The sequence below is a fragment of the Paenibacillus sp. FSL H8-0260 genome (assembly GCF_045040625.1).
GTDB lineage: Bacteria > Bacillota > Bacilli > Paenibacillales > Paenibacillaceae > Paenibacillus_AQ > Paenibacillus_AQ odorifer.
The window spans coordinates 940,570-954,483 of the sequence record NZ_CP150298.1 but is presented as its reverse complement, the minus strand read 5'-3'; the positions used below and the strand labels follow the sequence as shown (position 1 = coordinate 954,483).

Here is a 13,914-nt window from a genome sequence, read left to right as displayed (position 1 = left end):
AAAACACTCTGAATTATACATTAAATAAAAAAATAGGGATATGAACTTCTAGGACGTTTGGCATAATGAATGAGATACTCCACAGAATCGACAAAAACAGGCGATACCGGATACCGGAACATCGCCTGTTTTTATAAGTCTTCACCTAGGAGCATCACTACTAGGTATATTCTCTTTTCAGTGGCTTGTCACAGTGGCTTGATTCGTAGCCACTAGTTCCCCTCCCCCTTCCGGTAAAAACCGAAGCGGGAGGCGTTGAGCCTTTAGTTTGTATTTGTGTTTGTGTGTTGGTGTTTTGGAATTCGCGCTGATAGCAGCGGAGAGAACGGACTGATTGTGGAAAAGCGGAGCGTCCGCCAGCGTAAAAAGCGCACAACGTCCAAAAGCTAATACCAAGAACCTAAGGCTCAATCAACCCATATTTCGTTTTTATCCGATCCAACTTCTCAATCATAGGATTAGCAATAAAAAACAAAAACACCACCGTCGAGATCGCATGCACCATATCAAACCAAAAACCTGAAATATAAGTGGTCATTAAAGCCGGCCATGAGAACTCTGAAGTGAACATCATCAACGAGCCTATATTGATAATGCCTCCGTATACGAAAAACGTCGCTAAGCCTCCGAATATACACAGCGACAGCTTATTCTTTTTAAGCAGACCCTTCTTGAAGAAAATGCCCGCCAGGAAGCCAATGATGCCAAAACAAAACATTTGCCAAGGCGTCCAAGGCCCCTGCCCAAAGAAGAAATTCGAGACAAAGCCTGCAACAGCGCCAACCAGAAACCCTGCCTCCGCACCCAAGCTTACCCCTGCGATGATGACAATAGCAACCACTGGCTTAAACTGCGGCAACATAAAAAAGGCTGCGCGTCCCGCCACGGCAATGGCTGCTAACACCGCTATAACGATCAGCTCCCTCGCCTGCGGCTTCCGGTTCTCGAATACCATCGCAAAAGGAATCATCGTATAGATAACAATTAATAGACTGATAAAATAATACTTCCGATCATTTAGCACAAAGATGCCTAATAAAATCGTAGCTGGAATGACTATGAGGATTAGTAGTGCCGCTAATAAAGTTCGACGACTCAAACGACGATCCGTTATCTGCTTCTTTGACATAAATCAATCACACCCTCTATCGTTACTCCCTCATTCCATACATGACGCGCCATACGGTTGGCGGCCGTTGTATAGAAGCTGTTTCCCGCAAAAAACTTCTGTGCTTCATTCGTAGTGATGATACTTCCATCAAAAAACATGGCGCAGACCTCAGCATACTTGGCACAAAATTCAACATCATGCGAGACCATTACAATAGTAACGCCTTCGGCATTGAGCTTTTGCAGGAATACGGCTAGCTTCTCTTTGAAGGGTCCATCCAGTCCTTTGGTCGGTTCATCCAACAGCAGAATCTTTGGTTCTAACAAAAGCACCTTCGCCAACGCTGCACGCTGTTGTTCTCCCCCGCTGAGATCATACGGATGCATGGAGAGGAGATGTTCCAGTTCTGCGAACTTTACCACAGCTTCAACTCTGGCGGTTTTTTCTTCCTTCGTCAAAGAGAGCTGGGATAACATTTCATATAAATCTAGCTCGACTGTTTTTTTCACAAATAAGGTTTGCGGATTTTGCGGGAGGATGCCCAGATTGTTAGTAAACAACGCTTTGGCATTCATCTTCGCAGGGTTGCTCCCGCCGATAAGAACCTTCCCTCTGTATGGCTGAAGGATCCCGCTCATCAGCGACAGCGTCGATGTCTTCCCTGTTCCATTCCCGCCAACAATACAATAAAATTGCCCTTGCTTCACTTCAAACGACAAATCTTTAATGATATCCGGTCCATTTTTATCATATTTAAACCATACGTCCTTAAACTTTATGACTACAGGGCCGGCCTCTTTCGTGCTAGGCTGAGTTTCTGCCACCGTTGCAGGAGTCTTACCCTTTAGAAAAGCATCCAACCATTGGCGCCCTTCCTTCACAGTCACAGGCCACGCTAAGTCATGATCTACTCCTGCAACAATCTGCATCGGTGAGGGCATGGACAGAAACATCGGATGGTTCAGCTTACTTAAAGCCTCGCCCACCTTTTGCGGGGTATCATCGGCGATCACAGCTCCCTCATTCAGCACAATCAACCGATCTGTAAGCGGAAGAACATCCTCTAGACGATGCTCGGTCACGATCACGGTTGTTCCCAGCTCACGATTTATTTTTTTGACCGTCTCCAGAAAATCGGAAGCCGCAATAGGATCTAGCTGGGAGGTAGGCTCATCGAGGATTAGAACCGAGGGATGCATAGCCATTATGGAGGCTAAGTTAAGCAGCTGCTTCTGGCCGCCTGATAACTCAGTCACACTTTTATGAAACCAGGTCTGGATCCCAAAAAAACTGGCCATTTCCGCCACACGCAGACGAATCGTAGAATGATCATACCCCAAGCTCTCTAGCCCAAAGGCAAGCTCATGCCATACTTTATCTGTCACAATTTGATTATCCGGACTTTGGAGTACATAACCAATTTCCGCGGCCTGTGTGCGTTGATCGATCTCCTCTACAGGTTGACCCTTATAATAAATCGTCCCTTGGCGATTGCCATGTGGTGTTAGAATTGTTTTCAGTTGCCTAAGCAGAGTGCTTTTGCCACAGCCTGACTTTCCACAAATAGTAATGAAGTCTCCACTTTCAATCGTAAGATTAATATTCGAAAGAGCCGCTTGCTCTTGTTCAGGAAAAGTAAAGCTTAGTTCTTCGATTCGATAGATTTCCATTTCATTGCCTCCACCATATTGATGAGCACTGGGATCATACATAACGCAAAATAAGCGATATATATAAGAATACTAAAAGGCGTAATTGCGCTCGCTTTAATCGACGGATAGAATCTCATGGTGTTCTCACCCATCACTGCCCCTACGGCTACCAGCGCAATTAAGCCTGTCATGATCAAGAGGGCTACTTTGTCTCGGGCATCTAACCGAAAGATAGAAAAGCTTGTACGGCCCGGCAATCCATACCCTCTCGATCTCATGGAATCCGCTGTCTCAATCGCATTTTCCAAAGCCCAGGTAGTCATAATGGAGAGGATCGTAATGCCATTCCGCGCACGCGCGAGGAGATTTCCCTGTGAGACATCCCGGCCTATACATTTTTGAGCATTCGAAATCACCTTGATTTGCGCTAAATATCTAGGAACAAAACGAAGCACCATCGAAAAAATCAACGACAGTGCCGGCAGTATTTTTCCGAATATATAAATAAACTTATCCGAGGTCATCACGACGTTATAACAGGAGAACCAAATAATTACCGTCACAAACATACACGCCGCTGCCACGCCATAAAGAATCGATTCTTTCGTAATAGGGTTCCCGTTGTTTAAATAGAACAAGATCGTTACCCCTTGGTGATTAAAAACAGGATTCATCACTGCCATAAACAGCAGAAAAGGAATCATGTAAAGCAGATTAAATCGGATGCCCTTTTTTCCTTTTAACATAATTGAGTAGGCTACAGCACTAATAAGGGCAATCACTTGAAATATAGGATGCATGAACACCATGCTAAACAGCAATACAACAACAAAATATAGAAAATTCACAAACGGATGAAAGGTAGAAAAGCTATCCTTCATTATTTCTGAGCTCCTCCTGTGGCTACATAACCACCCACATCTCGACCTAGATCACAAGTGTATACCCAATTAATGACATCTCCATCTTTGAGAACATAACGGCTACTGCCGTAGTTAGGGAACCAGCCATTTACTTTGTACATCCATCCACTAAGCTCTCCAGCATCGAATTCATACAGATTATTTATACCTTCAATATAATTACTGTTATAGATCGGCGTCATACTGAATTCCATATGGATTTTATTCTTTTTCATTTCTCTTAGTAAAACATCAAACACAGACTCACCTTCATAAAAGGTTACCTTCTGCGCTTTATAAATGATACCATCTGCCGGCAATACTTCAAGCTTATCCTGATTAAAAATATCCATGTTATCTAAAATTGTTGCCGCTGAGACGGACAAGGTAGCCGTTAATTGCTTCTTCTTATCTACCGTTGCATCTTGCCATTCCACGGGCTTAGGTTTCCCGCTCGGTACTGGATCGGTAAGGAATTTATCCTTTTTCGGTTCCTGCTTGGTTTCTGTTGTCGCTACTTTTGAATCCGGTTTGATTACTGGTTTTGCCGTCGCTTTCGTTTCCGGCACGGACGTTTTAGCCGCTTTCGGCGTTGCGGTCGGTTGCTTCGTTGCAGCAGGTTTTGTTGTTGCGACCGGTGTTACAACTTCTGTTGGTGCTGCAGTTCCTGTTGGTGTTACAGCTTCCGTTGGTGTTGCCGATTCATTTGGTTTTAGGGTTTCAATGGGCTTAGCTGTTTCACTTGGCGTAGCTGACGGTGTTATCTCTGTTGTCTCGGTAGCGATGGCCTCAGTGTGTTCAACATCATCATTTGTTGCGGAAGCAGTGTTCTCTGGCTCTATAACCTGTGTCTCAACGCTACTACTTGCGACCTTGTTTGGGCTCTTCTGGTAATCCCCGCCCCAAAAGAAGGCAATAGCCAATACACCTATGATTAGTATCGCGGTTAACCATTTCTTCTTGTTCATTTCTCTAGTCCCACCTTAAATAATAAGCAAGGGTATACACGCTACCCTTGCTTATCTCTCTAAATAAAATTCTATTTGACGTCAGTCATATCATAAAGACGTGTCTGGCCATTAACGAGCCGATCATAGGAAACCAGTGCATACATCGCCTGATCCGTAGCCATAAGATCTACTTCTCCTGGTTGCGCGCCTCCATTGCCTACTCCACCCTGCTTCACGTGATAAAAGCCACCTTCAGGTGCAGCAAAACTAAGCAATGCGTCTACTGCGGAATGTCCATTTTTAATAAATCTGGAATCCTTATGCGGGTCAATACCAAGGCCAGTTAAAGCTACAATCACCTGAGCGATGCTTTCGGAATTTGTAGATTCCCAGCTTGCAAAACCACCGTCTGCAGTCTGTGTTTTGGATAACCAGGCAATCCCCCGGTCCACAGCAGCTGTTACTTTGGCGTTGGTTTTGTAATAAGGCGTTAAGCCTTGAATGACCATCCCCGTGATATCTGGATCAGCCGCTGTAGCATTACTGCCTAGTGCCCATCCACCGCCGCTGATCTCTCTGCCCAAAATATAATCAATGAGCAGCTCTCTAGTCGTCTGCGTCTTTACACCCTTAACCACTGGAATGTCGTAATGATTACTGTCCAGTGCAATGAGAGCAAACACAGGTCCATTAATACCTTGCTTAATTACAGTATCAAAATCCGCGAGCGGTTCCAGTAGGTTATAACCCGCCACTTTATCAATATTTTTGTTGATTGAAGTTAATGCCAAAATAACTCTATCATATTCCGTATATTTTACGCTATGCAGCTTCCCAGCTTTTTCTTTAAGAGTTGTTTCTACATTCGCGTAGTACTTAGTGTAATAACTATCTGGAACCTTCACGCCTGAACGTGCCAGCCCGAACACTGTCCAGTCCCCGCCAACCGAGGAGATAACCGGGTTTGTTACTGTTTTTTGCAAAAAGGCAGCTGTGTTCTGAATATAAGAACTAACTGCTTTATTCTGAATAGTCGGACTAACCACTTTGTTCCCACTCTTATAATCATGGGTTCTAGTAGCTACAACAGCCGCCATTTCTCTAGTTACAAGCTCTTTAGGTTTAAATTGATTATCATCACCTAACATCAAACCAGTCGCAACAACGGTCTCTACATCTGCTTTGGCCCATGCCGATACGGTGTTGATATCTTTAATCGCTGTTCCTGGCTTCGTCGCCGGGATGGCCAATGCTCTGACGATAATTGCTGCCATCTGCTCACGAGTAATCTTGTCATTTGGCTTAAATTCATTATTAAAGCCTGTGATTAGACCTGCCTTATGCGCAGCATTCACATATGGATAGAACCAATCGCCTAGAGCGACATCCTTATAGGTAATACCTTTATCACTCTTAATATCAAATTCTAATGCAGAAACGAGAATCTTAGTGAACTCCGCTCTTGTGATATAAGCTTTCGGATTCACCTGACCATTATTACCTTGGATATATCCTTTTACTGTAGCTGTTTCAATCGCTGAATAGGCCCAGGAAGAGATCTTATCAGCATCTGTATACAGTTGTTTAATATCATTCGTGTTCTGGGTAGGATCCTTAGGAGTCACTGTTGGAGAAGGACTCACATTTGGATCAACGCCGGCTTCCGGATTAGCTCCCCCACCAGGAGCAGGAGTAGCACCAGGCTTAGGCGTTGGGGTTGGAGTAGGGCTTGTAGTTGGTATCGGTGCATTTAGATCCACACCCAAATTCGTAGTATAACGCCACTGAATTCTGTCCCCGGAACTTAGGTCATATGAAGATGCTCCATAATTAGGATATTTCCCATTCACATTATACATCCATCCACTGCCGCTGCCATGGTCAAATTCCCCATCACCAGCTATGGATTCAACATATACACTTCCAAAGTCACTGTTCCAGGAATCTCTATAGTCGATACCGCGGCTATCCAGCACTCTTTTTAGTACAGACCACACTGTGTCACCAGATTGTAGCTCTACCTGTACAGATGGAACAACATATCCCTTATTAATCGTAAGCTTATCCACGGACAGGATTACATATGGTTTCGATGGAGTGGTTCCGCCACCATTGTTGCCGCCATTTCCTTCACCATTTCCGCTACCATTACCGTTACCACCGTCGCCACCAGGTGTTTGTACTGCACTGGAAGCATACGCAATGTAGTCAGTGAAGTGATTGGTTTTTACAATTAAGTCATTTCCACTATCATAGGCATACTCAGACTTACCGCTTGCAAAACCTAAGTCATCACTTGCAAATTTTTGAATGGCATGAGGGGTGCCATTTTGAATATAAGCAGCTTCTTTTCCTTTAAGGTCCTTAAAGGTTAACGTAATAAATTGACTAAATTCTACTCTTGCACTACCACCCATGGAAAATGCTTGAAGAATGTTATCAAGCTTCTTGTCCCCAGGAATAATCTGATTCACACTATCTTTTAGTGCAGATTCTGCACCGGTTAAAGCTGAAATCAGTTCAATCGCAGAGGCATCCCCACTTGTAACTTTTGCACCCTTAGGAATGACTACAGATACGTTACCTTTTATGGCCTCTATCTGAGGAAGGACGCTATTACTTGGTAAATTGACACTAACCTTTGATTGATTTTCTTCTGAAATAGCTACTGTGATTTCTTTGTTGCTATCTCCAGCGCTGATCGGAACGATATAATCATTAGCGTCATTTGGGATTTCAACTTTCGGGTTCTCCCCAGAAGGTAACGGAAGTTCTTTCGGACCCTCTGGTTGCCCAGGCCCCGGTTCTTCTGGTTGTTCCAGTTTCACATCATTCATATCAAAGAGACGGTTGCTATGATTGAGCAGACGATCATAGGACACAAGTGCATACGTACCTTGGTCCGTTGCCATATTGTCTACTTTGCCTGTGAGGATATGCTTAAATCCACCCTCAGGTGCAGCAAAGCTAAGTAATGCATCAATAAGCGAATTTCCACTTTTAACAAATCTAGCGTCAGTGTGCGGATCTACACCTACACCAGTTAAGGCTACAATTACCTGCGAGATACTCTCGCTGCTAGTGCTTCCCCAGCTTGTAAATCCGCCTTGATTGTTTTGGTTATCGGACAGCCATTGGATGGCCCGATCCACGGCAGCTTTTACATCATCACGGGTTGCATAATAAGGTGCAAGAGCTTGCATCGCCATCGCAGTCATATCGACATCGGCTTTGGTTACGCCTAATGCCCAGCCACCAGCTTCTGCTGTACCTTTTTTAACCTCTTTATCTAAAATGTACTGAACTAGTTTTTCTCTTGTGGTCTGTTCTGTAACTCCATCAACTACAGGGATCTCATAGTTATGGCTATCTAACGCGATCAGAGCAAAAATCGGACCATTATTGCCTTGCTTTTGGATATATTGATAATCAGCGAGTGCTTTTCTCAGATCATATCCCGCAACATTTGTGATATCTTTTCCGATAGAGGTAAGTCCTAGAATCGCTCTGGAATTCTCTGTGCTTTTATTGGCGTCGAGTTTTCCATCCTCTTTAATGATTGATGCTATTTTCGTAGCTACATTATTGTAATAGAGATCATAATAACCGTTAGGTACTGTATAGTTCGCCCGTGCCAGAGAAAGGATCGACCATTCTCCGCTGCCTGTTCCAAACGTTGGATTCTTTACAGTATTTAAAATATAAGCAAGGTTTTTATCTAACTGTTGTTTGACGGCAACTGTAGTTTCCAGTTTGTAAGTAACCTGATAAGTTACATTTGTTTTGTTTCCAGCTCCGTCAAGAGCCGTTACAGTAATTGCATTACTGCCTGAATTCAGAGTAGCTTTGTACTCCCCATTTGCAGGTGATAAAGTAACTCCATTCAGCTTCACTTCTGGAGTAATGTCATAATATACATTGTCTGTGACAGCTACTTTGAAGCTTATTTCTTTATTGGATACTTCCTGTTTATCTTGTATGCCACTTACTGTAATAACAGGGGGTTCAATGTCTAATGCATTATTAAGACCGACAAGCGCATGATCTACACTTATTTGAGAGCTTGCCATGTTTTCGAGCACGGAATAGGCTTCATAAACTGCCGATTGCACTACTGGTCTGTCCAAAATAGTTTCTTTATTAGGGGCACTATTAATCTCGGCGATTTCCGCAGTTAAAGCATCCTTATTGGCAAGTTGAACTGGGATTTCCCCCCAGCCGCCAAGATCAGAACCATAGCCATAAGTGGTGAACTGAGTTCGAATGATGTCACCGTCTTGAGGCTTATAATCGGTCATCCCAAACGGAGGAAACACATTATTTACTGCATACATCCAACCCGACATGGAGGTGTAGTCAAACTGACTTAACCAATCTGGGTCTGCTTTAGTGCCGACTGTATTCCCATCGGCTGAAATCATATCTAAAATATATTGTGGAATATTGACTTCACTTCTGCCACTATCTTTAACTTCTGATAAATAAAAACCACTATCTATATTTCCTAAATATCTATAATTCCCATCACCTAGCGCACGTGTTATTAAAGATGCGCCATTATCGCCTTCATAAATCGGAACTTTAATAGGTTCGTTAATATACCCTTGGCCTAAGGTGAATTTCTCTACGGATACAGATACATACCCTTTAAGGGTAGAGCTTGCTCCATCTGCTTGAGCCGGGATTACACTTGTAGAGAATGTCGTAATAAATACAGCTACAATAAGTAACCACGCTAAAAACTTATTTTTCTTCATTTTTCCATAACCCTTCCCTTCATACCTATGATAAAAAACAGAATAAACTTTCTCATAACCACAAAAAAACCACTCAACATAAACGTCAAGAGGTTAAGATAGTGAACCACAATAATAGCTGGCAAACACTATTCAAGCACCTCTCTATCGATCGTAGAGTTTGATGGTGTAACAGAAAAAGGCAGATATTCTGGCTCAAGTATCATCACCCTTGCTGCCTTCCCAGTTTCCCAGTGGCATTTTGCAAGGACTCCTCTTTCACAGCGGCGGGACCGCGCGGGATTCACACCCGCTTTCCATTTAACCAATCTATGATTGTACTTCCGCAACATTCATAGTTGGCACCTATTCCTAATTTTAAATTTTCATGCTTCATCATATCTAATATATATGTTTTTGTCATGTTATATTTCTTTTTTGTATAACGGGCAGCTAGAGATAATCCTATTTAATAACCAATTTCTACGAGTAGGGTTATTCAAATAATTTCTTTATCCAACTGTGGGGTAAATTAATTTAAATCACTAATTCTTATATGAATTTACCACAAATTAGTAAGGTACTCGCTAAGTGTATTCTATGTTAGGGTATATTCAGAAAGCGTTTACAAAATAAAACTGGAGGTGTTTGTGTTCATCTAACCACCAAGTACAGCGTCAAAGCCAGGTCCAAGCATCCTAAATTTATCTCACAAAGGAGAATTCAATGACTACGCGAATCCAGAAATCCTTCTTATCATTGACACTTGTCACCGCTCTTCTGCTCTCTCTGTTCTCATCCATGGCCGCAGCTGCAACTAAGGACGAGCAACAAGCTAAGGCAGCGCCAAAGAGTAATATCCAATCCTATGTAGACGAAATGCAGCCCGGATGGAACCTTGGCAATACTTTAGATGCTACAGGTGAGGATGAAACCTCCTGGGGCAATCCACGTGTGACCCAAGATCTTATTAAAAAGATCGCCGCTCAAGGCTATAAAAGCATTCGGATTCCTGTGACCTGGGATACTCACATGGGTGCGGCACCAGACTATACCCTAGAAAAGGCCTACCTCGACCGCGTGGAAGAAGTTGTCGGCTGGGCACTGGACGCCAAGCTTTATGTCATGATTAATGTCCATCATGATTCCTGGCTATGGGTAAGCCATATGGAAGAAAAACACGATGAAACGCTGGCACGTTATAATGCAGCCTGGACTCAAATTGCCGATCGCTTCAAGGACAAATCCGATAAGCTGATGTTCGAGAGCATAAATGAACCTCGATTCACCGATGGTGGAAGCACAGACGAAGCAAAAATGGAGCAAATGCTTACTGAACTTAATAACTCTTTCTATCAAATCGTGCGCAAATCCGGTGGGAAAAACGACCTCCGCCCACTTGTATTACCTTCATTAGAGTCTTCACCTACGCAAACAAGAATGGATCATCTCTATAAGACGATTACGGCTCTGAACGATCCAAATATTATTGCGACCGTTCACTTCTATGGCTTCTGGCCTTTTAGTGTGAACATTGCCGGCTACACCACGTTTGAAAAAGATACAAAAAACGATATCACTCAAACTTTTGATAACGTTTACAATACATTTGTAGCTAAAGGCATCCCTGTCATCGTCGGTGAATTTGGTTTACTCGGGTTCGATAAAGACACGGGTGTGATTGAACAGGGCGAGAAGCTTAAATTCTTTGAGTATCTGACTTATTATTTGAAAGAAAAGAAAATGACTTCCATGCTCTGGGATAACGGGCAGCATTTCAACCGTAAAACTTATAAGTGGTCTGATCCTGAACTCCACAATGTATTAATGTCTGGTCTGAAGGAGCGTTCCTCCAGCACCGAAAGCGATTTGGTCTACCTAAAAAAAGGTGCACAAATCAAAGATACCAAGGTTAAGCTAAACCTGAACGGCAATAAGCTGACCACCATTAGTGCCAACGGAAAGTATCTGACCAAAGGTAAAGATTACACCTTAAATGGTGAGGAGCTCACCCTCAAAGCCAGCCAACTCAAAAAGCTCACAGCTTCCCAAAAATACGGTGAAAATGCCGTGCTGACTCTGAAATTCAACAAGGGTGTTGCGTGGAGACTTAAGGTCATTGTGTATGACACAGCTAAATTAAGCGATGCAAAAGGCACGACTGAATCCTTTGCCATTCCGACCACCTTTAATGGTAACCAGCTTGCCACAATGGAAGCTGTATATACCGCTGGTGGCAATGCAGGTCCGCAGGACTGGACTCCATTTAAGGAATTCGGCAATACCTTCTCACCTTCTTATAACACTAAAGAAATCAAGCTGCTTCCCGCGTTCTTTAAAGATGTTAAAGACGGCGAGGTTATCCTGAAGTTCCACTTCTGGAATGGGGATATTATCACCTACAAGATCACGAAGAGCGGAACAAACGTTGTAGGAAAGTCCTCTTAAGCATCGGTCCTGTTAACAACACAAATAGGGGTGTCCCTTCAGGGAACATCCCTATTTGTATTCTACCTATCACATATAAACCTCATCATACGAAATTATCATCAACCGATAAATTAAATATACGCCAAGATAGGCTCCGGTAATAAGAAACATTGGATTCAAAAATATCGCATGGATCGAGGTCATAAACACAGCACGATCTCTTAATATCTCGTAAATCGCCAAGGCGGAAATATTTCCAAAGATAATCGTACTTAAGACCGAAACAACATTAAAAACCATACGCCACTTTATCGATTTCCCCTGTAACATCAGCATAACAATGGGAACAAGAATACTACCAAGTACGATTAGAAATTTCATCCAGCTCACCTCGGTAAATTTTTAATCGTCCAATTCCACACTTTCGATTTGTCCATCTGCATTTACCGTCCACTCGATTTCAACGCCATTATTCAATCCGAGCTTGTCTTCATCTTCAATGACTATATGATCAGGAATCGTTAAGGTTTGCTCTTTACCGCCCTCTACTTGAACAGTAACCTGTTTACCCTTAACAGCAGTGATCCTTCCGTCATATTCAATCTGCTGCAAAACAATCTTTTGATTCGAATCTGTAATGGTGACCTGCTTGCCTCCGTCAGTTAGCAGCTCAACCTTTTTATGATAGTTATCTTTTAACGAAACCTCCTTGATAACTCTCTGAACGCTAACCCCCTCTGGAAGTTTCCCAGTATTTGAGCCGGGTGACGCAGATGTTAGGGGTTGTTCTGTTACGTTATTTGTAGGTACAGGTGTAGTTGCTTCTGCAGAAGGTGCTGCAGTTTCTACTTGAGCTGTTGGAGTAGGCACTTGAGTCTCATCCGCTGCTTTAGTGCAACCACTTAGCAATACCATACATGCACAAATACAACAAAGAATTGTAGCCCTGGTAAAACGTTGTGTTGTTCCTTTATTCGATATCATCTTTTACCCCCGCATTTTAATGTATTTTTTTCTCTATAGTGGACATAGTTTTACCTCTTATCTTCCTTTTATTCACCAGAATATGGCCATCTGAAAGCAACAGTTAGATAACAATTCATGAATATGTCAAAAAACCGCCCTGATTTAGATCAGTGGCGGTTTCCATGAAATAATGAGATAAATTAGATCCTATTAATTTACAATATGTGTGCCAGCCTGTTGGCTCATCGCAGCTTTCATATTTTCCGGATTGGTAATGATAACTCTACGTCCCTCTTTTTTCAAAAAGCTAAGACTTGCTTCAATTTTAGGCTGCATACTGCCAGCAGGAAAATGACCCTGCTCCGCATATACCAACATTTCTGCCGCTGTAACTTCTTCAAGAGCCTTCTGCTCAGGCGTACCGAAATTCACACATACCTGAGGAACTCCTGTTGTAATGATCAGCGATTCTGCATCGATCTGTTCGGCCAGCAGACTTGTAGCAAAGTCTTTGTCAATGACCGCATCGATACCTTCGTAGGTATTATTTTCGGTTTTGATCACAGGAATCCCGCCTCCGCCAACAGCGATTACCACATAACCCGTCTCAATGAGTGATTTAATGACGTCTTTTTCAACGATATCAATCGGCTTAGGTGATGGAACAACACGGCGGTAACCACGACCTGAATCCTCAATGATGACCCAATCTGGCTTGGCACGCTTCATCTCCTCTGCTTGCTCAAGCGTGAAGAAGGAGCCCACTGGTTTCGAGGGAGACTGAAAATTCGGATCATTTTTGCTAACCTCGACCTGAGTAATGACTGTGGCAACCTTTTTGTCTAATCTGCGATGAATGAATTCATTTGTTAAGGCCTGCTGAATTAAATAGCCTATGCCCCCTTGCGTGCCCGCCACGCAATTGACCAGCGGAGTAACATCCATTCCAGTGACTTCCGAAGCCACCTCGCTTCGTCTCAGCTCGAATCCAACCTGTGGACCGTTGCCGTGAGTAACCACCACATCGTTGCCTGCTTGCACCAGATCAGCGATATTGACAGCAATTTCACGTACTGCCTCAGATTGATCCTCTATAGAATCGCGGCCATTGTCTTTCACCAATGAATTACCGCCAATGGCTACAACTATAAATTTACTCATTCCATT

9 protein-coding genes and 1 riboswitch are annotated in these 13,914 nt (G+C 43.1%); of the genes, 1 reads left to right on the top strand and 8 read right to left on the bottom strand.

Annotation, left to right across the window (positions count from 1 at the left end):
* Positions 1–400: 400 nt before the first annotated feature.
* The 5 genes from MHI51_RS04110 to MHI51_RS04090 all read right to left on the bottom strand — a co-directional run bounded on the left by MHI51_RS04110 (position 401) and on the right by MHI51_RS04090 (position 9,372).
* Positions 401–1,129: an ECF transporter S component gene (locus tag MHI51_RS04110; RefSeq protein ID WP_036684891.1), complete on the bottom strand. Its 729-nt coding sequence runs from the start codon at positions 1,127–1,129 to the stop codon at positions 401–403.
* On the bottom strand, positions 1,111–2,781 hold the full coding sequence (locus MHI51_RS04105; RefSeq protein ID WP_341001193.1) for an energy-coupling factor transporter ATPase: 1,671 nt from the start codon (positions 2,779–2,781) through the stop codon (positions 1,111–1,113). Before MHI51_RS04105 ends, MHI51_RS04110 begins: the two co-directional genes overlap by 19 nt.
* Positions 2,754–3,644 carry an energy-coupling factor transporter transmembrane component T gene (locus MHI51_RS04100; protein ID WP_076130087.1) on the bottom strand — a complete coding sequence of 297 codons (891 nt, stop codon included), beginning with the start codon at positions 3,642–3,644 and terminating at the stop codon, positions 2,754–2,756. Before MHI51_RS04100 ends, MHI51_RS04105 begins: the two co-directional genes overlap by 28 nt.
* The gene (locus tag MHI51_RS04095) at positions 3,644–4,633 is read right to left on the bottom strand and encodes a DUF4430 domain-containing protein (protein WP_341001191.1); all 990 of its coding nucleotides are present in this window, start codon (positions 4,631–4,633) and stop codon (positions 3,644–3,646) included. The genes MHI51_RS04100 and MHI51_RS04095 overlap by 1 nt, the downstream gene beginning before the upstream one ends.
* A gap of 71 nt (positions 4,634–4,704) precedes the next feature.
* Entirely contained in the window at positions 4,705–9,372 is a 4,668-nt protein-coding gene (locus MHI51_RS04090; protein ID WP_405173620.1) for an S-layer homology domain-containing protein, read from the bottom strand.
* A 162-nt stretch (positions 9,373–9,534) separates the two neighbouring features.
* Positions 9,535–9,736: riboswitch (cobalamin riboswitch) on the bottom strand.
* Between the two features lie 341 nt (positions 9,737–10,077).
* On the opposite strand from MHI51_RS04090, the gene MHI51_RS04085 reads away from it, so the two are divergent.
* Positions 10,078–11,799 (top strand): cellulase family glycosylhydrolase, encoded by a 1,722-nt coding sequence (locus MHI51_RS04085; RefSeq protein WP_076276988.1) that lies wholly within the window; start codon positions 10,078–10,080, stop codon positions 11,797–11,799.
* A 69-nt stretch (positions 11,800–11,868) separates the two neighbouring features.
* On the opposite strand, the gene MHI51_RS04080 is transcribed toward MHI51_RS04085, so the two are convergent.
* The 3 genes from MHI51_RS04080 to arcC form a co-directional block, all read right to left on the bottom strand.
* A complete protein-coding gene (locus tag MHI51_RS04080) occupies positions 11,869–12,162 on the bottom strand; it encodes a transposase (RefSeq protein ID WP_076276987.1) in 294 nt (97 codons plus the stop codon).
* Between the two features lie 21 nt (positions 12,163–12,183).
* Positions 12,184–12,765, bottom strand: a complete 582-nt coding sequence (locus MHI51_RS04075; RefSeq protein ID WP_076221251.1) for a hypothetical protein — start codon at positions 12,763–12,765, stop codon at positions 12,184–12,186.
* Positions 12,766–12,957: 192 nt separating this feature from the next.
* Positions 12,958–13,908 carry a carbamate kinase gene (gene arcC / locus MHI51_RS04070; RefSeq protein WP_076105343.1) on the bottom strand — a complete coding sequence of 317 codons (951 nt, stop codon included), beginning with the start codon at positions 13,906–13,908 and terminating at the stop codon, positions 12,958–12,960.
* Between the last annotated feature and the right edge of the window lie 6 nt (positions 13,909–13,914).